This window comes from Inquilinus sp. (genome assembly GCF_057815775.1).
Genome location: NZ_JBYRFX010000401.1, coordinates 1 through 1,640, shown reverse-complemented (window position 1 = coordinate 1,640; position 1,640 = coordinate 1). Strand labels below are relative to the sequence as shown.

Here is a 1,640-nt window from a genome sequence, read left to right as displayed (position 1 = left end):
GATCGAGCCGGGCGCCGGAGCTGACCCCCTTGTAATAGAGCGGCACGCCGATGCTCTGCAGCGGCAGGCCGGTGGTGTCCATGGCCCCGGCGTCCAGGAGGACGAAGGTGTCGCCGGCGGCGTGGCCGCCGGTGAAGACATCCGAACCGCGCCGGCCGCGCAGCAGGCCGGACAGCGTCCAGGTGCCGGGTGCCGTCTCCTCCGCCCGCCGGAACTGGATGATCTCGGCTTGGCCATCGCCGCGGATCAGCGCGGCGGCATTGGCGCCGTTCAGCATCTCAAGCTGGGTCACGTTGGACAGGCCGCGGTCGAGGTTGGTGGCCAGCAGCACGACAAGCTGCGAGTCCTCGTCGGTCGACCAGGGCCGCGCGACATCCGGCAGTGCGTTCATCGCCGTGCCCCAGGTGATCTCTGCCGAGGTGTCGGCGATGATCTCCAGCGTCGCCGGATCGGACCCGCGGTAGGCGATACCGGATCGCCAGCCATCCTGGCCGTAGCCGCCCATGGCCACATAGGCGCGGGTCGAACTGCCGCCGCCATCGTCCTGGTCGCGCAGCAGCACCGTGTCCAGGATGATCAATCGGGTCGGGCCGGCGTAGGGCAGCGTCTGCACGGGGAAGTCGCCGGGGTCGGCCTTCACGATCGAGACGTACTGCGCCGCCTCCTCGCTGACGGCCTTGGCCTCGATCGTCATGTCGGCGCCAAGATCGACCGCGGTCAGTCGCATCCGGTGGACCGAGCCGTCCTTCATGGTGATCTGGACGATATCGGCCGGATCGAGGTCCGCATGCGTCCAGCTCAGGGCGTGCTCGTAGTCGACGCGCTCGGTCCAGGCGGAATACAGGATCTTCTCCGCCTGCTGCTTGGCCATGTCGGCGCCGGCCGCCGCCGCGATCTGGATGCCGACCTTGTTCGAACTCCACATCGTCGGCTGCGGCGTCTGCATGCGCCGGACGGTGACGGTCTGCTCCTGATAGTCGCGGGCGATGTCGGCGAAGGTGATGCTGACCGTCGACGGCAGATCGACTTCCTGGCGCCGGGTCTCGCCGAACTTCACGGCGTCACCGTCGCGCAGCAGGTCATCCTCGGTCAGCTGTCGGGCGACCGGCCGGCCCCGGCGCTGGAACCGCAGCTTGCCGTCGCGTTCGACGCCGTCCAGGAGGAACAGGTCCACCAGCGGCTGGATGCACTCTTTGGCGGCGATCTGGCGTGCCACGGCATAGCCGGGGATGACGTCGGTCAACTCGCTGACATCGATGTCCGATGCGGCCAGGCCGACCAGGCCGCAGATGTCCGAGACGATCTGCGAGACCGGCTCGCCAGCGCCATTCACCCGGTTGATGCTGATCCGCGTCGGGCCGGAGTTGGCGCGGTTCGACAGGACGATGACCGTGTCGGTGTCGCCATCGTAGCATTGCGCACCGACGCCCCCGAAATCGGTGCCCCAGCTTCTGTCGAGGGACAGCACCGCGCCGGTGGTGGTGTCGATCTGCTGCAGCGCGCCGCTTTCGATCAGGACGTAACGGCCCCGCCGCAACCGAAACTGGCCCGTGGACGAGGCGTCATAGTTCATCCGGACGAAGCTCTGCGTCTTCCAGACCAAGCCAGAGCCTTCGCGGACCTTGAGCGTGTATTGCGTG

At 67.9% G+C, this 1,640-nt stretch carries 1 protein-coding gene; it reads right to left on the bottom strand.

Annotated features, from left to right (window positions below; all coding sequences use genetic code 11):
• Window positions 1–1,640, bottom strand: a 1,640-nt coding sequence (locus tag AC3XYG_RS14425; protein WP_489140533.1) for a phage tail protein, incomplete at both ends; no start/stop codon positions are given.